The sequence below is a fragment of the Sphingomonas rubra genome, from assembly GCF_900115745.1.
Lineage (GTDB): Bacteria > Pseudomonadota > Alphaproteobacteria > Sphingomonadales > Sphingomonadaceae > Sphingomonas > Sphingomonas rubra.
Genome location: NZ_FOXP01000009.1, coordinates 59,925 through 79,759, shown reverse-complemented (window position 1 = coordinate 79,759; position 19,835 = coordinate 59,925). Strand labels below are relative to the sequence as shown.

At 70.2% G+C, this 19,835-nt stretch carries 18 protein-coding genes; 6 read left to right on the top strand and 12 right to left on the bottom strand.

Going from position 1 to position 19,835, the window contains the following annotated elements:
• Nucleotides 1-326 precede the first annotated feature (326 nt).
• Complete coding sequence (locus BM145_RS11885) at nucleotides 327-623, bottom strand: hypothetical protein (RefSeq protein ID WP_093333967.1); 297 nt, start codon at nucleotides 621-623, stop codon at nucleotides 327-329.
• Nucleotides 620-1,594: an SDR family oxidoreductase gene (locus BM145_RS11880; RefSeq protein WP_093333864.1), complete on the bottom strand. Its 975-nt coding sequence runs from the start codon at nucleotides 1,592-1,594 to the stop codon at nucleotides 620-622. Before BM145_RS11880 ends, BM145_RS11885 begins: the two co-directional genes overlap by 4 nt.
• Before the next feature lie 140 nt (nucleotides 1,595-1,734).
• Between BM145_RS11880 and BM145_RS11875 the strand changes: the two genes are divergently transcribed.
• Entirely contained in the window at nucleotides 1,735-4,881 is a 3,147-nt protein-coding gene (locus BM145_RS11875) for a helicase-related protein (RefSeq protein WP_093333863.1), read from the top strand.
• 342 nt (nucleotides 4,882-5,223) lie between these two features.
• Here the strand turns inward: BM145_RS11875 and BM145_RS11870 are convergent, their stop codons facing one another.
• Entirely contained in the window at nucleotides 5,224-6,078 is an 855-nt protein-coding gene (locus BM145_RS11870; RefSeq protein WP_093333862.1) for a manganese catalase family protein, read from the bottom strand.
• Nucleotides 6,079-6,246: 168 nt separating this feature from the next.
• Between BM145_RS11870 and BM145_RS11865 the strand changes: the two genes are divergently transcribed.
• Nucleotides 6,247-7,323 (top strand): sodium:calcium antiporter, encoded by a 1,077-nt coding sequence (locus tag BM145_RS11865; protein WP_093333861.1) that lies wholly within the window; start codon nucleotides 6,247-6,249, stop codon nucleotides 7,321-7,323.
• 91 nt (nucleotides 7,324-7,414) lie between these two features.
• Nucleotides 7,415-8,242, top strand: coding sequence for an alpha/beta fold hydrolase (locus BM145_RS11860; protein WP_093333860.1), 828 nt, complete (start codon nucleotides 7,415-7,417; stop codon nucleotides 8,240-8,242).
• 57 nt (nucleotides 8,243-8,299) lie between these two features.
• Here BM145_RS11860 and BM145_RS11855 read toward each other — a convergent pair whose 3' ends face one another.
• Nucleotides 8,300-8,647: a response regulator gene (locus BM145_RS11855; RefSeq protein WP_245739301.1), complete on the bottom strand. Its 348-nt coding sequence runs from the start codon at nucleotides 8,645-8,647 to the stop codon at nucleotides 8,300-8,302.
• Between the two features lie 159 nt (nucleotides 8,648-8,806).
• On the opposite strand from BM145_RS11855, the gene ppc reads away from it, so the two are divergent.
• Nucleotides 8,807-11,485, top strand: coding sequence for a phosphoenolpyruvate carboxylase (ppc, locus tag BM145_RS11850; RefSeq protein ID WP_093333858.1), 2,679 nt, complete (start codon nucleotides 8,807-8,809; stop codon nucleotides 11,483-11,485).
• A gap of 141 nt (nucleotides 11,486-11,626) precedes the next feature.
• Here ppc and BM145_RS11845 read toward each other — a convergent pair whose 3' ends face one another.
• Genes BM145_RS11845 through BM145_RS11830 form a run of 4 tightly spaced genes read right to left on the bottom strand, consistent with a single transcriptional unit; the run spans nucleotide 11,627 to nucleotide 15,424 of the window.
• Nucleotides 11,627-12,031 carry an acyl-CoA thioesterase gene (locus BM145_RS11845; protein WP_093333857.1) on the bottom strand — a complete coding sequence of 135 codons (405 nt, stop codon included), beginning with the start codon at nucleotides 12,029-12,031 and terminating at the stop codon, nucleotides 11,627-11,629.
• Nucleotides 12,028-12,609 (bottom strand): DedA family protein, encoded by a 582-nt coding sequence (locus BM145_RS11840; protein ID WP_093333856.1) that lies wholly within the window; start codon nucleotides 12,607-12,609, stop codon nucleotides 12,028-12,030. Before BM145_RS11840 ends, BM145_RS11845 begins: the two co-directional genes overlap by 4 nt.
• Nucleotides 12,606-14,684: a S9 family peptidase gene (locus BM145_RS11835; RefSeq protein WP_093333855.1), complete on the bottom strand. Its 2,079-nt coding sequence runs from the start codon at nucleotides 14,682-14,684 to the stop codon at nucleotides 12,606-12,608. Before BM145_RS11835 ends, BM145_RS11840 begins: the two co-directional genes overlap by 4 nt.
• A gap of 56 nt (nucleotides 14,685-14,740) precedes the next feature.
• Nucleotides 14,741-15,424 (bottom strand): queuosine precursor transporter, encoded by a 684-nt coding sequence (locus BM145_RS11830; protein WP_093333854.1) that lies wholly within the window; start codon nucleotides 15,422-15,424, stop codon nucleotides 14,741-14,743.
• A gap of 158 nt (nucleotides 15,425-15,582) precedes the next feature.
• Here BM145_RS11830 and BM145_RS11825 point away from each other — a divergent pair, with 158 nt between their 5' ends.
• Nucleotides 15,583-16,842 (top strand): NupC/NupG family nucleoside CNT transporter, encoded by a 1,260-nt coding sequence (locus BM145_RS11825; protein WP_093333853.1) that lies wholly within the window; start codon nucleotides 15,583-15,585, stop codon nucleotides 16,840-16,842.
• 133 nt (nucleotides 16,843-16,975) lie between these two features.
• Here BM145_RS11825 and BM145_RS11820 read toward each other — a convergent pair whose 3' ends face one another.
• The 3 genes from BM145_RS11820 to BM145_RS11810 form a co-directional block, all read right to left on the bottom strand.
• Complete coding sequence (locus BM145_RS11820; protein ID WP_093333852.1) at nucleotides 16,976-17,365, bottom strand: type II toxin-antitoxin system VapC family toxin; 390 nt, start codon at nucleotides 17,363-17,365, stop codon at nucleotides 16,976-16,978.
• Complete coding sequence (locus BM145_RS11815) at nucleotides 17,362-17,631, bottom strand: type II toxin-antitoxin system Phd/YefM family antitoxin (protein ID WP_093333851.1); 270 nt, start codon at nucleotides 17,629-17,631, stop codon at nucleotides 17,362-17,364. The genes BM145_RS11820 and BM145_RS11815 overlap by 4 nt, the downstream gene beginning before the upstream one ends.
• Before the next feature lie 63 nt (nucleotides 17,632-17,694).
• On the bottom strand, nucleotides 17,695-18,564 hold the full coding sequence (locus BM145_RS11810) for a 3-hydroxyacyl-CoA dehydrogenase NAD-binding domain-containing protein (RefSeq protein ID WP_093333850.1): 870 nt from the start codon (nucleotides 18,562-18,564) through the stop codon (nucleotides 17,695-17,697).
• Nucleotides 18,565-18,635: 71 nt separating this feature from the next.
• Between BM145_RS11810 and BM145_RS16535 the strand changes: the two genes are divergently transcribed.
• Complete coding sequence (locus BM145_RS16535) at nucleotides 18,636-18,761, top strand: hypothetical protein (RefSeq protein ID WP_281244362.1); 126 nt, start codon at nucleotides 18,636-18,638, stop codon at nucleotides 18,759-18,761.
• Between the two features lie 159 nt (nucleotides 18,762-18,920).
• Here BM145_RS16535 and aguB read toward each other — a convergent pair whose 3' ends face one another.
• Nucleotides 18,921-19,781: an N-carbamoylputrescine amidase gene (aguB, locus tag BM145_RS11805; protein ID WP_093333966.1), complete on the bottom strand. Its 861-nt coding sequence runs from the start codon at nucleotides 19,779-19,781 to the stop codon at nucleotides 18,921-18,923.
• Nucleotides 19,782-19,835: the final 54 nt, after the last annotated feature.

Genomic DNA, 19,835 nt, shown 5'->3' with positions numbered 1-19,835 from the left:
TCAACGCCACGCCTCACCCCGGCGAAGGCCGGGGTCCAGCCGGCAGACGCGAACGGTTGGCCGTTGGGCCTTTTTCACCACCTCCCCGACGGGCCCCCGGCCTTCGGGGTGGAAAAATGCTGAGTGTCGTTCCGTCCTAGAGCGGATCGACATTTACGTTTTTCTCATCCCGGCGGAGGCCGGGGCCCAGTTGGGAAAGGTGCATGAGAGTCGTGGCGCTGCTTCAACCGCCCCCTCTTAACTGGGCCCCGGCCTCCGCCGGGGTGAGAACCGCTGGAAAACAGCGGCATCTTCGCTGAATGTCGTTCCGTCCTAGTGTCCGCCCATCAGGTATGGTCCAGCCCCGCATACCAGTCGGCATAGTCGGTGTTGCGTGCCATGCGGCGGTTCTGGTCGGGCGCGCCGTCGGTCCACCAGACGGGGCCGCGCTCGCCCAGCGCCACCTTGGCGGCGTGGACGCGCGCGCGGGCGGCGGGGTCGTAGCGCACGGCGCGACGCGCGGCCATCAGGTCGTCCACCAGCCGTTGCCGTTCCGCCTCCGGCAGATGCGGGTTCGCGCGTCGCCACAGCCGGCCGCGCACGACGATGTAGCGGCCGTCGGGCGTGACCGGCGGCGCGGTCATCCCCGGCGGCGCCACCACCAAGCGGCGGCGGCGCCGGCCAGCCCGGCCGCCCCGGCGATGCCCGCCGCCGCGGCGGCCTTGCGGCGACGCTCGGGATGGCGGCGGCCACCGTCGGCGCCGCTGGCCCCGGCGGGCGCGTCGTGGATGGCGCCGCTGGTGTCGTCGCCGTCGGGCGCGCGCGCCGACCAATGGTCGAGGAAGCCGCTCATCATCGCCGGCCCGAGATCGGGCGCGGCGAACTGCGCGAGCTTGAGCGCCAGCGCGGGCGCGCCGACCACGGTGGTGTTGCGCGGCCGCCGCGCGAGGCGGACCACCGCCTTCGCCACGCTCTCCGGCGCCAGCGCGCCGGGCGGCAGGGTCAGCCGCGCGCCGGTATAGTTGCCGGCATGGTCGATGCCGGGCGTGTCGACGAAGGTCGGGTAGACGTCGCAGACGTGGATGCGCGGGCGCTTCGACAATTCGCCGCGCAGGGCTTCGCTGAAGCCGCGCAGGCCGAACTTGCTGGCGGCGTAGGCGGCGGCGTAGGGCGTGGCGACGAAGCCGCCGACCGAGATCATGTTGACAAAGATGCCGTGGTCCTGCGCGAGGAAGATCGGCAGCACCGCGTGCGCGTCGTTCATGTGACCGACCAGGTTGACGTCGATCACGCGGGCATGGTCGGCGATCGGCACGTCCTCGTACCGGCCGAGCACGCCGACGCCGACGCAGCTGAACCACAGGTCGATGCCGCCGAGCAGCCGCTCTGCCTCGGCCGCGAAGGCGGCGACCGCGGGCGCGTCGGTGACGTCGACGACGCGCACCTCCACCTCGGCGCCTGCGGCGCGGCAGCGGGCGGCGACGTCGTCGAGACCCGCCCGGCCGCGCGCGGCGAGGACGAGGCGGGCGCCTGCCTCCGCGAATTTCAGCGCGGTGGCGGCACCGATGCCGCTGGAGGCGCCGGTGATGACGACGCGGTTGGCAGGATGGGTCATGGCGGATGGACGATCCGCGGCGACGGACGTTCCGGCGGATAATCCATGATGATCCAGCGCAAGCCCACGGCCGCGCCAGGGAACGCCATCGCCGCTCCTCCGGTTTGGCGAGGGGGCGATCGTGCCCCGAGGGGCTCTTGATGCTGAAGCGTACCGACGACACGACCCTGCCCGGCGAGACGGCCCGCGAGAACGACGTCCCTGCCCTGCCCGCGGCCGTCGCCGCGGCGCGGATCGCCACGGGCACCGCCGGACGGGCGATCATGGTCGCCGAGGACGAGCACCGCGCGGAGGCGATCGCGACGCTGGCCGCGGCCTTCGCCCCCGGGATGACGGTGGTGCACCTTGCCGCGAGCGACGCGCTGCCCGGCGACGACGCGCCCCCGACCGCCGCCAATGTCGGCCAGCGGGTCGAGGCGCTACGCCGCCTGCGCCTCGCCGAGGCGGCGGGGGAGCGCATCGCGCTGGTCCTGTCGGCGGAGGCGAGCGCGGTCCGCTATCCGGCGCCCGATGCCTATGACGAGGCGCCGCCCGCCATCACGGTCGGCGACGCGATCGACATCGGCGCGTTCGCCGCGCGGGCCGAGGAGATCGGCTACGTCGTCGACGACCGCGTCGACGAGCCCGGCGAGATCGCGGTGCGCGGCGGCGTGATCGACATCTTCCCCGCCGATCGCCTCGCCCCGGTGCGCATCGCCGTGGAGGACGGCCGGGTCGCGTCGCTGCGCGATTACGACCCGGTGACGCAGCTCGGCACGGCGGACCTCGACGCGATCACCATCGGCCGCGCGAGCGAGCCGGTGCTGGCGAAGGGCGTTCCGGTCACCGATCACCTGCCGGATGCGTGCGTGTATCTCGACCCGGCCGCCGGCGAGCGGCGCGCGCGCTTCCTGTCGCTGGCCGCCGACGGCAGGCCGCGTCGGCGCGCCGCCGCCGGGCTGGTCGACGACAAGGCGTGGCGCGCCGCCACCGAGGGGCGCACCGGGACGCTGGGCAGCGACGAGAACGAGGCACCGCCGCGCTTCGTCGAGCGGCGCGATCCGCTGCGCGCGTTTCGCCGCTTCGCGAAACAGGCGCTGGCGGACGGGCGGATCGCGGTGGCGGGCAGCGCGCGCGACGTGCGTTTCCTCGGCGCGCGCGTCGGCGGCGCGCCAGCACCGGCCGGGTCGCTGGCTGAGGCGGTCGCGGCGCCGGTCGGCAGCGTCGTGCTGCTCACCGCGCCGGTCGACCGCGGCTTCGTGCATGACGGGGTGACGGTGGTCGCCGCCGCCGACCTGCTCGGCAGCCGCGCGCGGCTGGACGATGGCGCGGTCGGCCGCGCGGCGGGGTTCGACACCGGCACCACGCTCCACGTCGGCGACCTGGTGGTGCACGAGGATCACGGCATCGGCGTGGTCGCGGGGATCGAGGCGGTCGGCGAGGACGCGGGCGACGCGATCGTGCTGGACTATGCCAAGGACGCGCGCCGGCTGGTGCCGGTCGGCGAGGCGAGCCGGCTGTGGCGCTACGGCGCCGACGCGGACGCGGTGCCGCTCGACACGCTGGACGGGCATAGCTGGATCAAGCGGCGCGCCGGCATCGACGCCGCCATCGCCGAGAGCGCCCGCGCGCTCCAGGCGCTCGCCGCCGAGCGCGACGCGCGCACGGCAGAGCCGGTGGTGCCCGAGCCCGCGGCGTACGAGGCGTTCGCGGCCGGCTTCCCCTTCTCCGAGACGGCGGATCAGGCGCGCGCGATCGCCGCGGTGCGCCACGATCTCGCTTCCGGCACGCCGATGGATCGGCTGGTGGTCGGCGACGTCGGCTACGGCAAGACGGAAGTGGCGCTCCGCGCCGCCGCGCTGGTGGCGCTGACCGGACGGCAGGTGGCGATCGTCGCGCCGACCACCGTGCTGGTCCGCCAGCATCTCGACACGGTGCGCGCGCGATTCGAAGGAACCGGGCTGGAGGTCGCCGGCCTGTCGCGGCTGTCGACCCCGGCGGAGCGCAAGCGGGTGCGCGCGGGCCTGGCCGATGGGTCGATCGCGGTGGTGGTCGGCACCAGCGCGGTGGCGGGCAAGGGCGCCCAGTTCAAGGACCTGGCGCTGGTCGTGATCGACGAGGAGCAGCGTTTCGGCGCCAAGGCCAAGGCGTCCCTGCGCGACCTGGGCGCCGGCCACGTGCTGACACTGAGCGCGACGCCGATCCCGCGCACGCTGCAATCGGCAATGGTGGGGTTGCAGGCGATCTCCGTCATCGCGACGCCGCCGGCGCGCCGCCAGCCGATCCGCACCAGCGTCGGCGCGTGGGAGGACGAGGCGGTCCGCAAGGCGCTGCGCCGAGAACGCGCGCGTGGCGGGCAGAGCTTCGTGGTGGTGCCGCGGATCGAGGATATCGGCCCGCTTGCCGACACGCTCGGGCGGCTGGTGCCCGAACTCGGCGTCGTCGTCGCGCACGGCAAGATGGACGCGATCGAGCTGGACGAGGCGATGGCGGGGTTCGCGGCAGGCGACGGCGACGTGCTGCTCGCCACCAACATCATCGAGGCGGGGCTGGACGTGCCGCGCGCCAACACCATGATCGTCCACCATGCCGACCGTTTCGGCCTGTCGCAGCTTCACCAGCTGCGCGGGCGCGTGGGACGCGGCGGGCGGCGCGGGCAGATCATGCTGATGACCGCGGGCGACGCGACCATCGCCGAGTCGACGACCAAGCGACTGCGGACCTTGCAGGCGTTCGACCAGCTCGGCGCGGGCTTCGCAATCTCCGCGCGCGACCTCGACATGCGCGGCGCCGGCGACCTGGTCGGCGAGGAGCAGGCCGGGCACATGAAGCTGATCGGCATCGACCTGTACCAGCATCTGCTGGGCCAGGCGTTGCGCGCGGCCCGGGGGGAGGCGACCGACCGGTGGCAGCCGGTGCTCAACCTGGGGCTCGCGGGCGCGCTGCCCGCCGAGTGGATCCCGGAGGTGGACGTGCGGCTGACGCTCTACGGCCGGCTCGCGCACCTTTCCGACATCGCCGCGATCGACGACTTCCAGGCGGAACTGGAGGATCGCTTCGGCACGCTGCCGGAGGCGGCCGCGCAGCTGCTGGAGGGCGCGCGGATCGGCGCTCTCGCCCGTGCCGCCGACATCCGCCAGGTGGACGTGGGCCCCGCGGCGATCGCGCTGACCCCCGGCGACCCCAAGGCGACGCCGCCCGCACCGTTCGAGGAAGCGAAGCGCCGCTGGCTGGTGCGGGAGCGGATCGACGATCCGGCCGAGCGGATCGAGCGGGTCCGGGAATTGCTGAGCGACCTGGCGGGGTGAACGGCGTCATGCCGGGCTCGTCCCGGCATCCAGAGCCAAGCAGCGTTCTCGCCTGTGGCCCTGGATGCCGGGACAAAGCCCGGCATGACGAGGGAGACTCGGCCGCTCTGCTGCTGCTCCGCGCTGCTGTCTGGTGCGGGAGCGGATCGACGATCCGGCCGAGCGGATCGAGCGGGTCCGGGAATTGCTGAGCGACCTGGCGGGGTAAACGACGTCATGCCGGGCTCGTCCCGGCATCCAGAGCCAAGCAGCGTCCTCGCCTGTGGCCCTGGATGCCGGAACAAAGCCCGGCATGACGATGGGATAGGTCGGGTGCGCGACCGGCACCCGATCCTGACGGCATCAGCCGATCTGCTGCTGCTCCGCGCCGCTGTCGGGACGGGCGGCGCCCAGGACCGGCGTGTCGCCGAGCGGCTCGTTCTGGAACACGGTGAACTGGCCCTTGCCATCGATCGACGGGCCGCTCGTCCAGCGACCTTCCGGCACCGACTTGTCCATCGCGGTGGCGTAGAAGTTGTAGTTGTTCTGCTGATCCTCCTGCTCCTGCGGGAAGGAGTTGGGGATCGGCAGCGTGCCGGCATCGCCGCCCAGTTCCTCGATCACGGCCAGCCACTGCTGCTGGTGCATCGTGTCGCGCGCAATCATGTAGTGGAGCATCTTCTTCATGCCGGCGTCGTCGGTGGCGTTGAACAGGCGTACCGCCAGCACGCGGCCGGTGCTCTCGGCGGCGACGTTGCAGTACATGTCGGCGGCGACGTTGCCGCTGGCGTAAATGTGGCTCATGTTGAACGGCACGCCGTCCGAATCCATCGGCATCGCGGCGAGGCCCGCCGACAGCAGGTTCTTGTGGATCATGTGCTCGATCGCGCCCTTGGCCGATCCGCCGCCCATCACCGCGCCGACGATGCCGTCCGCCGCGCCCTCTTCCTGCAGGGAGGTCGGCGCCTTGTCGAGGTTGAGCGCGACGGCGGTCGCCAGCATCTCGATATGGCCCAGTTCCTCGGTCGCGGTGTGGAGCAGCATGTCGCGATATTTGGTGGTCGGCGCGCGGTTGCCCCAGGCCTGGAAGAAATACTGCATGCACACGCGGATCTCACCTTCCACGCCGCCGATCGCCTGCTGGAGCAGCGTGGCAAAGGCGGGGTTCGGCTTGTCGACGGTGACCGGATACTGAAGGCGGCTGTCATGATAGTACATGCGAGTTCTCCTGATCGATGGAACGTGCGTCGAAAACGAACACCCCTCGCGAAAGTCGTTGCGGCAGCGTTCTGAGACCGTGTCTTTCTGCTTAACCTATATTACAAATGCCCAAGGGATAGCAGGCGCATGTCGAACGTTGCGGAGGCTCAACGAGGCGGAGGTCGCATGTTCCAGTCCCTGTCGCTGTGGCCGTTGCTCGGCCTGTTCCTGATCGCCGCGGGCGCGATCTGGGTGGCGGGGGTGAAGCTGTCCAACACCACCGACATATTGTCGCAGCGCCTGGGTCTCGGCCAGGCGCTGGGCGGAGTGATCCTGCTGGCGATCGCGACCAACCTGCCCGAGATCGCGATCGTGGCGAGTGCCGCGGCCGCCGACGATCTCGGCGTGGCGGTCGGCAACATCCTGGGCGGGATCGGCATTCAGACGCTGGTGCTGGTCGCGCTGGACGCGTTCGGCATGAAGGAACGGGCGCCGCTCACCTATCGCGCGGCGAGCCTGACGCTGGTGATCGAGGGGCTGCTGGTGGTGGCGGTGCTGGTCGTCGCGGTGATGGGCACGCAGCTGCCCGGCTCGCTGATCTACGCGCGGATCGGGCCGGACGCGCTGCTGATCGCGCTGATCTGGATCGTCGGCGTGTGGATGATCGGCCGCGCCAACAAGGGGCTGCCCTGGCATGACGACGCCGGCGACGCTCCCGACACGCAGCCGCATCCCAAGGGCCACTCGCGGGCCGGGACGGAGCAGGCGGCGAGCGCCAGGGGCATCTCCACCACCCGCGCCGCGATCGTGTTCCTGGTCGCCGCGATCGTCACGCTGGTCGCCGGCGTCGTGCTGGAGCGGGCGGGCGACGGCATCGCCGAGCAGATCGGGATGAGCGGCGTGCTGTTCGGCGCCACCGTGCTCGCCGCGGCGACCTCGCTGCCCGAATTGTCGACGGGGCTCACCGCGACGCGCAGTGGCGATTACCAGCTGGCGATCAGCGACATCTTCGGCGGCAACGCGTTCCTGCCGGTGCTCTTCCTGCTAGCGACGCTGATTTCCGGCCACGCGGTGCTGCCGCAGGCGCAGCACAGCGACATCTATCTCGCCGGGCTCGCGATCCTGCTGACCAGCGTCTACCTCGCCGGGCTGATCTTCCGGCCACGGCGGCGCGTGCTGGGCATGGGGATCGATTCGCTCGCGGTGCTGGTGTTCTACGCCCTCGGCATGGCCGGGCTGTTCGCGATCACGCTGGCAGGCTGATCGGGGCCGGCTCGATCGATAGCCGCCGCATCGGAACGGGCGCGGCGGCGATCCGTTTTCCGCGGCATCCTTTCCAACCAGGAGCCGCTTCATGCCCTATATCAAGACCCGCGACGGGACCGACCTGTACGTCAAGGACTGGGGCCAGGGCCGCCCCGTGGTACTGCTCCACGGCTGGCCGCTCAACGCCGACAGCTGGGACGTGCAGGCGCTGGCGCTGGCCGAGGCGGGCTTCCGCGCTATCGCCTATGACCGGCGCGGCTTCGGCCGGTCGGGCCAGCCGTGGCACGGCTACGATTACGACACGCTGTCGGACGATCTGGCCGACGTGCTGAAGGAGACGGGCGCCGACGGCGACGCCACGATCGTCGGCTTCTCGATGGGCGGCGGCGAGGTCGCGCGCTACATGAGCCGCCATGAGGGGCGCGGCGTGATCGCGGCGGGCCTGATCTCCTCGGTCGTGCCGTACATGCTGAAGACCGACGACAACCCGCACGGCACGCCGCAGTCGACGTTCGACGGGATCACCGACGGATTGAACGAGGATCGGCCGCATTTCCTGCGCCATACGTTCGTGCCGCAATTCTACGGCGCCGGCTTCATCTCCAGCCCGGTCAGCGACGAGGTGATCGACTGGTCGGTAGGCATGGCGCTGATGGCCGGCCTGCGCCCGACGCTGGCCTGCGCGCAGGCGTTCAGCCACACCGATTTCCGCCCGGACCTGCCCGCCTTCCGCGTGCCGACGCTGATCGTCCACGGCACCGGCGACAAGACGGTGCCGATCGACACCTCGGCGCGCGCGGCGGCGGCGGGCATCGCGCAGTCGCAACTGGTGGAATATGACGGCGCGCCGCACGGGCTGAACGTCACGGAGAAGGACCGGCTGTCGCAGGACCTTCTCACCTTCCTCGGCCGCTGACGCACCTACGGCCCCCAGCCTCGCGGTTGGGGGCCGACCGGACCGCCGTGGCGATCGTCAGCGCGCCGCCGCCGTCATCGTCCGAAACGCGTGCGCCACGGCCTGGCCCGTGAAGGGCTTGGCCAGCACCATACCCGGCGGCGCGCAGGGGCGGCAGTCGTCGGGCGTGGCGGTGATGAACAGCACCGGGATCTCGCCGCACACCTCGAAGATCGCCTGCACCGCGGCTGGTCCGTGCCCCTCGAGCAGGCTCACGTCGGAGGTGATGAAGTCCGGCCGGCGGTGCCGCGCCGCATCGATCGCGTCCTCCTGGGTGGCGGCGATCGCGACGCTCAGCGCGCCGGCGTCGGACAGCGTGTCCTCGATCAGCATCGCCACCATCGGCTCGTCCTCGATAATCAACACGTGGCACATTGCGCCGGTCGTCCCATCGGTTTTGTTCTAACGCCTCATCAACCAACGTGCGACGCGGTTGTGTCCGACAAAAACCGCGTCCTGCGCCGAACATCGCCGACGTCCACGCGGCGCCTTGACCCGCCGCCTGCCGCATCGCAGCATCGGCGCATGGCCAGCCTTCCCCCCATCGCCAACAATCCCGACGTCCGCTACCTCGGCGCGCTGCTCGGCGAGGTGATCCGCGATCGTGGCGGCGAGGAGCTGTTCCGGGCGACGGAGGCGATCCGCCGCGCCTCGGTGGAGCGCCATCGCGGCGGCAGCGAGGCGGTGGACCTCGGGCTCGACCGGCTCGACCTGGACGAGACGATCGATTTCGTCCGCGGCTTCATGCTCTTCTCCATGCTCGCCAACCTGGCCGAGGACCGGCAGGGCTTCGCGGTGGAGGACGGCGCCACCGTCGCCGGCGCGCTCGACCGGCTGGCGGGCGAGGGGATCGGCGGCGACGCGGTCCGCGCGCTGCTCGACCGGGCGCTGGTCGCCCCCGTGCTCACCGCCCACCCAACGGAGGTGCGGCGCAAGAGCATGATCGACCACCGCAACCGCATCGCCGAGCTGATGGCGATGCGTGACGCGGGCACGGAGGAGACGCCGGACGGCGACGCGGTCGACGACGCGATCCGCCGCCAGGTGGCGCTGCTGTGGCAGACGCGCGCGCTGCGCCGCGAACGCCTGGGCGTCGCCGACGAGGTGGAGACGGCGCTGTCCTACCTGCGCGACGTGTTCCTGCCCGCCGTCCCCGCGCTCTACCAGCGCTGGGACCGCGCGCTCGGCTATCGCACGCCGAGCTTCCTGCGGCCCGGCAGCTGGATCGGCGGCGACCGCGACGGCAATCCCAACGTCACCGCCGACAGCCTCGCCCACGCGCTGTGCCGCGCGTCGGAGGCGGTGATCGGCCATTATCTCGACACCGTCCACCATCTGGGGGCCGAGCTGTCCATCTCCTCCGCCCGCGCGCCCGTCGCCGCCGCGGTCGAGGCGCTGGCGGAGGCGAGCGGCGACGACGCGGCCAGCCGCCGCGACGAGCCGTTCCGCCGCGCGCTGTCGGGCATCTACGCGCGCCTCGCCGCCACCCACCGCGCGCTCACCGGCCATGATGCGCCGCGGCCGGGCAGGTTGACGGGCGAGCCCTACCCGTCCCCGGCCGCGTTCCGCGCCGACCTGGTCGCGATCGCGCACGGGCTGGCGGCGGGCGGCGCGCGCGACGGCGCGGCGGGCGCGCTCGGCTCCAGCGGCGCGCTCGGCCGCCTGATCCGCGCGGTGGACGTGTTCGGCTTCCACCTGGCGACGCTCGACCTGCGCCAGAACTCCGCCGTGCACGAGCGGGTGGTGGCCGAACTGCTCAAGGTCGCCGGCGTCGAGGATGATTACGCCGCGCTGGACGAGGAGGCGCGCGTCGCCCTGCTCCGCCGCGAGCTGGCGGGTGGGCGCCCGCTCGCCAGCCGCTTCGCCGCCTACAGCGAGGAGACCGCCTCCGAACTCGCCATCGTCGAGGCCGCGGCGGCCGCGCACGCGCGCTACGGCGCGGGCTCGATCCGCGTCTACATTGTATCGATGTGCCGGTCGGTGTCCGACCTGCTGGAGGTCAACCTGCTGCTCAAGGAAGCCGGCCTCTACCGCCCCGACGCGCCGGGCGAAGCGGCGATCATGCCGGTGCCTTTGTTCGAGACGATCGACGATCTCGACGCCGCGCCCGCGATCATGCGCGACTGGCTGGCCCTGCCGGAGGTCGCCGCCGCCGCCAAACGTCGCGGCCACCAGGAGGTGATGATCGGCTATTCCGATTCGAACAAGGACGGCGGTTACCTCACCTCCACCTGGGGCCTCAGCAAGGGATCGACCGCGCTCGCCCCCGTCTTCGCGGCGGCGGGAGTGGGTCTGCAACTGTTTCACGGCCGCGGCGGTGCGGTGGGGCGCGGCGGCGGCTCGTCCTTCGCGGCGATCCGCGCGCAGCCGCCCGGCACCGTGCAGGGCCGCATCCGCATCACCGAGCAGGGCGAGGTGATCGCCGCCAAATACGGCACCCGCGCCAGCGCCGCGACCAATCTGGAGGCGATGGCCTCGGCCGCGATCCTCGCCAGCCTGGAGCCGCCGCGCCTGTCCACTGCCGAGAACGAGAGCTTCGGCGCGGCGATGGATCGGCTCTCCGACACCGCCTTCACCGCCTATCGCGATCTCGTCTACGGCAACGACGCGTTCCGCACCTTCTTCCGCCAGATGACGCCGATCGCCGAGATCGCCAACCTCAAGATCGGCAGCCGCCCGGCGAGCCGCACCAAGTCCGACCGGATCGAGGATTTGCGTGCCATTCCCTGGGTCTTCTCCTGGGCGCAGGCGCGGGTGATGCTGCCCGGCTGGTACGGCGTCGGCCAGGCGTTGGAGCAGTTCGAAGACAAGGCGCTGCTCGCCGAGATGGCGGAAGGCTGGCCGCTGTTCGCCTCCACCCTCGCCAATCTGGAGATGGTGCTGGCGAAATCGGATCTGGACGTGGCCGCGCGCTACGCCGAGCTGGTCGATCCCGGCTTGCGCCCCTTCTTCGACCGCATCCGCGACGGCTGGCAGCGCACGCACGACGGTTTGCTCGCCGTCACCGGCCAGTCGCGCCTGCTGGAGAAACATCCCGCGCTCGACGCCTCGATCCGCCTGCGCCTGCCCTATATCGAGCCGCTCAACCTCCTCCAGATCGAATTGATAAAGCGCCATCGCGCCGGCGAGGACGATCCCCGCATCGGCGAGGGCATTCTGCTGTCGATCAACGCGATCGCGACGGCACTCCGAAATTCGGGGTAATCGTCATGACGGGAGGCGGAAAAACCACGGGCGACGCCTTCCGGATGAAGACGCCGCCCGTGGCCCGTAGTGACAATTGAATGTCAGCCGCAGGCAGGTCGCCTGCTGCATCGTCACCCCTACCGATCAATCATTGCCCAATTATGTCCGCGGCGAGGCGAGCCCGAGAAAAGGTGCGGCGATTTCCGGCCGGACGCGCAACAGCCGCCCGCTCGCCCGCTCGATCAGCGCCCAGGTCGTCACCGCCTCCACCCGCACGCGTCCGTCGGCCCGGCGAAAGCGCACGTGCCGGTCGAAACGGGCACCCTTGGGCTCGCCGACCCAGGTCTCCGCCGTCACCGTCTCGCCCACCGCGACGTTGCCGCGATAGTCGATCTCGTGCCGGGTCACGACCCAGACATAGGCCGCCTGGTGCTCGGCCGGCGCCACCGCCGCCCAGTGCGCGGTGGCGACATCCTGGATCCAGCGCACCCACACCGCATTGTTGACGTGTCCCAGCTCGTCGATGTCGGCGGGCATGGCGGTGAAATCCATCGTGAAGCTCATGCCCCCTCCTCCCGGCGATGCTCCCGCTTCCACCACCAGCGCGCCGCGGTGCCCAGCACCAGCGCCACGCCCATCGCCGCGACGATCCCCCAGAGCAGCCGCCGGCCGCCGATCCGCCCGAACAGGTCCGACAGCACGTTGCCGAACAGGAACCCCACGCCGGTGAACAGCGTCGCCCACACCACCGCCGCGGCGAGGTTGACGAGCACGAACTGCCGTAGCGCGATCCGGCTGGTGCCGATCGCGATCGGGCTCACCGTCCGCAAGCCATAGAGGAAGCGGTAGGCGAAGATGAAGCCGCTTGGGTGGCGTTCCAGCAGCCCGATCGCCCGCGCGTAGGTGGGTCGCCCGCGCAAGCCCCGGACCAGCCGACCCTCGCGGAAATGCCGGCCGATCTGGAAGAAGCCCTGGTCCGCCGCGAACGATCCCGCCGCCGCCGCCAACCCCGCGCCCAGCGGCGACACCAGCCCCTGGTGCGCCAGCACGCCGCCCGCGATCACCGCCGTCTCGCCCTCGATCCCCGCCCCCAGGAACACGGCGGCCAGGCCGTACTGCGCGATCAGGCCCTCGACGCTCATTCCTCGATGCCGAGCTGCCACAGCACGAAGGCATGCTCCTCGGCCACCTCGCGCAGCGACTCGAACCGTCCCGACTTGCCGCCATGGCCCGCGCCCATGTTGGTCTTGAGCAGCAGCACGTTGCCGTCTGTCTTGGTCGCGCGCAGCTTCGCCGCCCACTTGGCCGGCTCCCAATAGGTCACCCGCGGATCGTTGAGCCCGCCCGAGATGAACATCGGCGGATATTCTTGCGCGACGACATTGTCGTACGGGCTGTACGAGCGGATCAGCTGGAAGGCGGCGGCGTCCTCGATCGGGTTGCCCCATTCCGGCCACTCGCCCGGCGTCAGCGGCAAATCCTCGTCCATCATCGTGTTGAGCACGTCGACGAACGGTACGTCCGCCACCACCGCGCCCCACAGGTCGGGATCGGAATTGACCACCGCGCCCATCAGCTCGCCGCCCGCCGATCCGCCCGCGATCGCGATCCGGCCCGCACTCGTCCAGCCGTCCGCGATCAGCCCCTTGGCCACGTCGACGAAGTCGTTGAACGTGTTGGTCCGCTTCTCCAGCTTGCCGTCGTGATACCATTGCTGGCCCAGATCGTCGCCGCCGCGGATATGCGCGATGGCGAAGGCGAAGCCCCGGTCGAGCAGGCTCAACCGCCCGGTCGAGAAGCCCGGCTCCACCGCGTGCCCGTAGGCGCCGTAGCCGTAGAGGTAGAGCGGCCCCGACCCGTCACGCGCGAAGCCCTTGGGATAGACGATCGACACCGGCACCGCCGTGCCGTCGCGCGCGGTGACGTGCAGCCGCCGCGTCTCGTACCGGTCCGCGTCGTAACCCGACGGGATCTCCTGCACCTTGAGCACCGTCATGCCGCCCGACGCGACGTCGTAATCGTACACCGTGCCCGGCGTCACCATCGACTGGTAGCCGAGCCGCAGCACGTCCATCGCCCATTCGGGATTGTCGCCGAGACCGGCGGTATAGCTCGCCTCCGGAAACGCAATCCGCGTCGGCGCGGTGCCGTCGTAGCGGTGGATCTCCACCTGATCGAGCCCGTCCTCGCGCCCCTCCACGACGAAGAAGTCGCGGAAACAGTCGACGCCGGTCATGTAGAAGTGCGGGTCGGGCGCGATCAGCTCGGTCCACTCGCCCGGGCGCTCGATCGGGGCGGTCACCAGCCGGAATTGCGGATCGACGTCGTTGGTGTGGATGAACAGCGTGCCGTCATGCTCGTCCACGTCATACTCGCGCCCCTCCCGGCGCGCCGCCACCAGGATCGGCTCGGCCGTCGGATCGGACGCGGGTACCAGCCGCACCTCGGTCGTATTGTGGTCGCCGGTCGCGATCACCAGCCAGTTGCGCGCGCTCGTCTCGCCGACCGACACGCGCCAGCCCTCGTCCGCCTCGCGGTACAGCTCGACGTCGTCGGCGACCGACGTGCCCAGCCGGTGCAGCCGCGCATTGTCGGTCCGCCACTGGTCGTTGGCGACGCCGTAGAGGAAGCCCGCATCGTCCGCCGTCCAGACGATGTCGGACAGCATGTCCGGAATCACCTCCGGCAGCAGGTCGCCGGTGGCGAGGTCCTTGACGTAGACGGTGAACCGCTCCGCGCCGCTATCGTCGATCGCGTAGGCCAGGTAGCGCCCGTTGTTGGAAACGGAGAACGCCCCCAGCCGGAAATATTCGTGGCCCTCCGCCAGCGCCGGCTCGTCGAGCAGCAGCTCGTCCGGCCCGCCCGCGACAGGCCCTTCGACGCCGCTCAGGACAGGCTTTCTCCACCATTTGCGATACTGCCCGCCCACCTCGAACGCCGACCAGTAGAGCCAGTCGCCGTCCTTCTGCGGCACGGTCGCCTCGTCCTCCTTCAGCCGCGCCTTCATCTCCGCGTAGAGGCGATCGACCAGCGGCCGGTGCGGCGCCATCGCCGCCTCGAAATAGGCGTTCTCCGCCTCCAGATAGCCGAGGATCGCCGGATCAGCGACGGGCTCGGGATAATCGGGCGTCTTCAGCCAGGCATAGGGATCGTCGATCGTGATCCCGTGGGCGGTGTAGGAGAAAAGGCGACGTTCGGCGACGGGGGGAGTGGTCATCCGTCCCCCTTACCCGCGCCGGCCGCCGACGGAAACGCCACCTGACCGAGGCGAAATCAACGCTCGGCGCGATCCAGTCGCCGGCCGAGCGCCACGAAGAGGTAGATGGCGGGCGGGATCAGCACGATCGACAGCACGACCTTGGTCAGCATCTGACCCGCCATCAGCCATCCGATCGCCGAGAAGCCGAACGCGATGGTGATGAAGAGCAGCGTATCGACGATCTGGCTGAGCACGCTCGCCAGCCCGGCACGGAACCACAGCAGCGAGCTGCCCTCGCGCCCCTTCAACCAGGAGAAGATGGTGACGTTCAGCGTCTGCGACACGCCGTACGCGATGATGCCGCCGAGCCAGATCCAGGGGGTGGACCCCATCATCAGGTCGAACGCGGCGACCCGCGCGGGCTCCATCTCGGGTGCCGGCGGCAGCCTAAGCACGAGAAGCGCCAGCAGGATGGAGCAGATCAGCGGGACGAAGCCGATCAGGACCAAGCGGTTGGCCATCTCCCTTCCGTGCAATTCCGCCACCGCGCTGGAGGTCACCACCAGCAGCAGGAAGGCGAAGATCCCCGCCTCGATGGCGAGCGGTGGGAAGCCGAGCAACGGCCCGATCGCGGACAGCGGCCCCAGCGCCACCTGCTTGTTGCCGAGCACGCCGGCGATGCACACCATGCCGCCGTAGAAGATCGAGAAGCCGAACAGCGAGCGCGGGATGGCGACGGTGGAAGGGGTCTGCTGCATCGTCGGTTGCTAGCGTCCGCCGCGCGCGCGCACAATCGGCTGTCCTATGTCTTCGGTTTTCGGCATAGCCCCCGGAAACGCGGATCGATGCCAACGGTCCGTCGCATTTCCGGGGGACGTACCGTGATTGTCGTTACCTTTGACGAGCGGGCGCGGCCGTGACCCGCTTCCTGATCGGCCTGGCCGGGATCGCGGTGATCCTGGGGATCGCCGTCCTTCTTTCCGACAACCGGCGCGCGATCCGCCTGCGCGTGGTCGGCAGCGCCTTCGCGCTCCAGGTCGGGATCGCCGTGCTCGTCCTCTACGCCCCCTGGGGCCGGGCCGCGCTCGCCTTCCTGTCGGGCGGGGTCGCCGACCTGCTGAGCTACGCCAAGGCGGGCACCGACTTCCTGTTCGGGCCGCTCGCCAGCCCCGCGATCGGCGGCAACAGCTTCGCCATCGCGGCGCTGCCGGTCATCATCTTCTTCGCCAGCCTGGTGTCGATCCTCTATTACCTCAACATCATGCAGCTGGTGGTGCGCTGGCTGGGCGGCGCGATCGAGCGCGTGATCGGCGTCTCCAAGGTCGAATCGCTGTGCGCGGCGGCGAACATCTTCGTCGGCCAGTCCGAATCGCCGCTCGTCATCCGCCCCTATCTCGCCGGGCTGACGCCGCCGCAGCTCTTCACCGTCATGACCAGCGGCATGGCGGGCGTCGCGGGCACGATCCTGGCCGCCTACGCCTCGATGGGCATCTCGATCGAGTATCTCCTCGCCGCCAGCTTCATGGCCGCGCCCGGCGGCATCCTGATGGCCAAGATCATCATGCCCGACGTGCTGGTCCGCCAGACCGAACTGCCGCTCGGCGACCATCCCGACGAACCTGGCGAGCCGCTGCCTGAAGCGACGCACGACGAGGAACGCCCCGCCAACCTCATCATGGCCGCCGCGCAAGGGGCGCAGACGGGCGTCAAGCTGGCCGTGGCGGTGGGCGCGATGGTGCTCGCCTTCGTCGCGCTGGTGGCGCTCGCCAACGGGCTGCTCGGCGGGCTCGGCAACCTGGTCGGCGTGCCCGGCCTGTCGTTCCAAGGGCTGCTCGGCACCGTCTTCGCGCCGATCATGTTCCTCCTCAACGTGCCGTGGAACGAGGCGGGGATCGCCGGCGGGCTGTTCGGGCAGAAGATCGTGCTGAACGAATTCGTCGCCTATATCTCGCTCGGGACACAGGCGGCGGCGCTCTCCCCGCGCACCATCGCGGTGGTCACCTTCGCGCTGTGCGGCTTCGCCAACTTCTCGTCGATCGCCATCCAGATGGCAGTGACCGGCAGCCTCGCCCCCAACCAACGGCCGATGATCGCCAAGCTCGGCATCCGCGCGCTGGTGGCGGGATCGCTCGCCAACCTGATGTCGGCGGCGCTGGCCGGGTTGTTGATCGGCTAGAGCATGATGACATCAGCTTAACCCGTTCGTGCTGAGCGAAGTCGAAGCACAGGCCCGAGGCGATGCGCTCGTAACTTGCCCTTCGACTTCGCAGAGGGCGAACGGTAGTGGATCAATCCGTCGTCATCCGACTCTAGACCAACAGGACGTGGTCGCCGTACGCGGCGAGCGCCCGGTCATGCGTGACGAGGCGATAGCCGTCGACCGCCGCCTGCGCGACCAGCATACGGTCGAACGGGTCGCGGTGGTGGAGCGGCAGCCGCTCGATGGCGAGCAAGTGACGCCGCTCGATGGCCAGCACATCGAATCCGGCTTCGTCCATCAACCGCGCGGCCGTGTCGACCGACACGCCGATCGGTTCGCTGCGCTGAAGCGCGTTCTTGACCGCGATCTCCCACAAGGTCGCGATGCTCACCGAGATGTCGTTGCCGGGATCGCCGATTAGCGCTCGCCCTTGCAGCGACAGCTTCTCATTGCCGAGCGCCCACCAGATCGCGACGTGCGTGTCGATCAGCAGCTTCACCGATCCAGCTTATCCCCGTACGGATCGGCGCTCTCCTCGAACAGATCCGCGATCTCTGCATCGAGTTTGTCGAATTCATCCGACAGCTCGTACCGTCCCTTGGCGAAGCCGAACCGCCGCGGCTCCCGCTTCGGCTCGACCACCGTCATCTTGACGGCGGGGGTGCCGTTTCGCGCGATCACCACTTCCTGCTCGGCGCCCGAGACCAGCGCCTCGACCAGCCGCGACAGATGAGTCTTCGCCTCGTGCATGTTGACCGTCGCCACCCGCGCCTCCTTAGCTAACCAGACTAAGGTGGCAACGCGTCGTCGCCGAGTCAACGCGTGGGCCTATCGCGTCGGCACCGGCTCCGCGCCCGAATAGTCGTAGAACCCGCGCCCCGACTTGCGCCCGAACCAGCCCGCCTCGACATATTTCACCAGCAACGGCGCCGGGCGGAACTTGGGATCGCCCGTCCCCTCGAACAGCACGCGCGTGATCTCCAGGCAGGTGTCGAGCCCGATGAAATCGGCCAGCGTCAGCGGCCCCATCGGATGGTTGAGCCCCAGCTGGCACGCCGCGTCGATGTCCGGGATCGTAGCCACGCCCTCGCCCAAGGCGAAGCACGCCTCGTTCAGCATCGGCATCAGCACGCGGTTGACGATGAAGCCCGGCGCGTCGTTGGCACGCACCACCCGCTTGCCCAGCCGCTCGGCATAGGCCTCGACCACGCCCACCGTCTCGTCGGAGGTGGCAAGGCCGCGGATCAGCTCGATCAGCCCCATCACCGGCACCGGATTGAAGAAGTGCACGCCGACGAACCGGGCTGCGTCGGGCGCCGCCTGCGCCAGCCGCGTGATCGGGATCGACGAGGTGTTCGACGCCAGGATCGCACCGTCCTTCATCACCGCGCCGACCTCCGCGAAGATCTGCCGCTTGATCGCCTCCCGCTCGGTCGCCGCCTCAATGACCAGGCCGCAGTCGCCCATCGCGGCGACGCTGTCGACCGGCTCGATCCGCCCGAGGATCGCGTCGCGCGTCGCGGCGTCGATCTTCTCCTTGGCCACTTGCCGGTCGAGCTGCTTGGCGATGCCCGCCAGCCCCTTCTCCGCCTGTGCCTTGGACACGTCGGCGAGCAGCACTTGGTATCCCGCCGCCGCCGACACCTGCGCGATGCCCGCGCCCATCTGCCCCGCCCCGATCACGCCGATCATGTCCATGCCGCTCTCCTTTATCCATCGTCGCCCTAGCCGCGCCGGAACGCCGCCGCCAGCATGGCTGTTACCGATCCATGCGCCCGCTTCTTCTCGCCGTTTTCCTGCTCACCGCCTGCGAGCGCAAGCCCGCGAACAGCATGGCCGAGCCCAGGCCCAGCCCCACGGCCTCGCCCGCGGTCGGCGCCGCTCCCGCCGCCTAGGCCGGATCGACATTCGGCATTTTCCCACCCCGGCGAAGGCCGGGGTCCAGTCGGGAAGGTTGTGGAAGAGGTGCGACGACCGACCGTTCGCGTCTCCCAGCTGGACCCCGGCCTTCGCCGGGGTGGATGATGAGGCGAAGCGTTGAATGTCGATCCGTCCTAGACGTCGGCGACGAGCCGCCCGTACAGCTCCGGCCGCCGATCGCGGAAGAAACCGAAGGCCGCGCGGTGGCGCCGCACCACGTCCAGGTCGAGCGTCGCAGTGATGACGCCCTCGTCCTCCCGTCCCAGTTCCGCGACGATGTCGCCGCGCTCGTCGCAGATGAAACTGGTGCCGTAGAAATGCTGGCCGTGCTCCGTGCCGATGCGGTTAGCCGCGATCACCGGCACCACGTTCGACACCGCGTGGCCGACCATCGCGCGCCGCCACAGCCGCGCGGTATCGAGGCTGGTATCATGCGGCTCGCTGCCGATCGCGGTGGGGTAGAACAGCAGTTCCGCCCCCATCAGCATCATCGCGCGCGCCGTTTCCGGATACCATTGGTCCCAGCACACGCCCACGCCGAGCTTGGCCGACCGATCGGACGGCGGCCCCTCCCACACCTTGAAGCCGGTGTTGCCGGGGCGGAAGTAGAATTTCTCCTCATACCCCGGCCCGTCGGGGATGTGGCTCTTGCGATAAACGCCCTGCACCTCGCCGTCCGGCCCGATCATCGCCAGGCTGTTATAGTAATGCGGCCCGTCCTTCTCGAAGAAGCTGGTCGGGATCGTCACGCGCAGCGCCTCCGCCAGCGCCTGCATCGCCAGCACCGCCTTGTGCTCGCCCACCGGCGCGGCGTTGGCGAACAATCCCTCGTCCTCGACCCGGCAGAAATACTCGCCCTCAAACAGCTCGGGCGGCAGGATCACCTCCGCTCCCCGCTCCGCCGCCTCGCGGATCAACCGCGAGACGTTGGCGATGTTGCGATCGATATCGGCGGAAAAGCCGAGTTGCAGCGCGGCGACGGTGATGCTGGTCATGGCGCGCGACATGGTCGTTGCCGCCCGCGGCCGCAAGCACGGGCGCTATCACGC

What these genes read in the sequence shown, in the direction of transcription:
- BM145_RS11885 (WP_093333967.1), bottom strand. Translation starts at nt 623, where the DNA reads ATGACCGCGCCGCCGGTCACGCCCGACGGCCGCTACATCGTCGTGCGC.
- BM145_RS11880 (WP_093333864.1), bottom strand. Translation starts at nt 1,594, where the DNA reads ATGACCCATCCTGCCAACCGCGTCGTCATCACCGGCGCCTCCAGCGGC.
- BM145_RS11875 (WP_093333863.1), top strand. Translation starts at nt 1,735, where the DNA reads ATGCTGAAGCGTACCGACGACACGACCCTGCCCGGCGAGACGGCCCGC.
- BM145_RS11870 (WP_093333862.1), bottom strand. Translation starts at nt 6,078, where the DNA reads ATGTACTATCATGACAGCCGCCTTCAGTATCCGGTCACCGTCGACAAG.
- BM145_RS11865 (WP_093333861.1), top strand. Translation starts at nt 6,247, where the DNA reads ATGTTCCAGTCCCTGTCGCTGTGGCCGTTGCTCGGCCTGTTCCTGATC.
- BM145_RS11860 (WP_093333860.1), top strand. Translation starts at nt 7,415, where the DNA reads ATGCCCTATATCAAGACCCGCGACGGGACCGACCTGTACGTCAAGGAC.
- ppc (WP_093333858.1), top strand. Translation starts at nt 8,807, where the DNA reads ATGGCCAGCCTTCCCCCCATCGCCAACAATCCCGACGTCCGCTACCTC.
- BM145_RS11845 (WP_093333857.1), bottom strand. Translation starts at nt 12,031, where the DNA reads ATGAGCTTCACGATGGATTTCACCGCCATGCCCGCCGACATCGACGAG.
- BM145_RS11840 (WP_093333856.1), bottom strand. Translation starts at nt 12,609, where the DNA reads ATGAGCGTCGAGGGCCTGATCGCGCAGTACGGCCTGGCCGCCGTGTTC.
- BM145_RS11835 (WP_093333855.1), bottom strand. Translation starts at nt 14,684, where the DNA reads ATGACCACTCCCCCCGTCGCCGAACGTCGCCTTTTCTCCTACACCGCC.
- BM145_RS11830 (WP_093333854.1), bottom strand. Translation starts at nt 15,424, where the DNA reads ATGCAGCAGACCCCTTCCACCGTCGCCATCCCGCGCTCGCTGTTCGGC.
- BM145_RS11810 (WP_093333850.1), bottom strand. Translation starts at nt 18,564, where the DNA reads ATGGACATGATCGGCGTGATCGGGGCGGGGCAGATGGGCGCGGGCATC.
- BM145_RS16535 (WP_281244362.1), top strand. Translation starts at nt 18,636, where the DNA reads ATGCGCCCGCTTCTTCTCGCCGTTTTCCTGCTCACCGCCTGCGAGCGC.
- aguB (WP_093333966.1), bottom strand. Translation starts at nt 19,781, where the DNA reads ATGACCAGCATCACCGTCGCCGCGCTGCAACTCGGCTTTTCCGCCGAT.